We start from the raw sequence: 630 nt of genomic DNA, 5'->3' as shown, positions 1-630 counted from the left end.
CGGAGTCGGGGCGTCCCCGGCGGGCGGCGGTCTCGTCGTTCGGCTTCAGCGGGACGAACGCGCACACGATCATCGAGCAGGCCCCCGAGGCCGAACCGGCGGAGGCCCCCACGGCCCCGGTCGCCCAGCCGTCCGTTCTGCCATGGCCGCTCTCCGGCAAGAACACCGACGCGCTACGCGCCCAGGCCGGGCGGCTGCTCGCCGACCTCGACCGGCGGCCCGACGTCTCGCTCACCGACCTCGGCTACTCGCTCGCGACCACGCGCGCCGCGCTGGACCACCGTGCGGTCGTGGTCGGCGCGGACCGTGCCGGNCAAGGTGGCGTTCCTGTTCACCGGTCAGGGCGCCCAGCGGCTCGGCATGGGTCGTGAGCTGTACGACGCCTACCCGGTGTTCGCGGAGGCGTTCGACGCGGTCTGCGATGAGCTGGACGCGCACCTTGAACGGCCCTTGAAGACCGTGGTGTTCGGGGAGGACGCCGAGGCGCTGGACCAGACCGGGTTCACTCAGCCCGCGTTGTTCGCGGTCGAGGTGGCGCTGTTCAGGCTGGTGGCGGCCTGGGGTCTGAAGGCGGACTTCCTTTCCGGCCACTCCATCGGTGAGCTGGCCGCCGCGCATGTGGCGGGTGTG

The 630-nt window shown here is 72.5% G+C and carries 1 pseudogene; it reads left to right on the top strand.

Annotated elements, in window-relative coordinates:
* A pseudogene (locus IEJ02_RS47930) lies at window positions 1–630 on the top strand (acyltransferase domain-containing protein); the annotation flags it as partial.

It is taken from the genome of Streptomyces sp. 5-10, assembly GCF_014712245.1.
GTDB classification, from domain to species: Bacteria; Actinomycetota; Actinomycetes; order Streptomycetales; family Streptomycetaceae; genus Streptomyces; species Streptomyces violaceusniger.
This window is presented reverse-complemented; position numbering and strand designations above follow the sequence as displayed.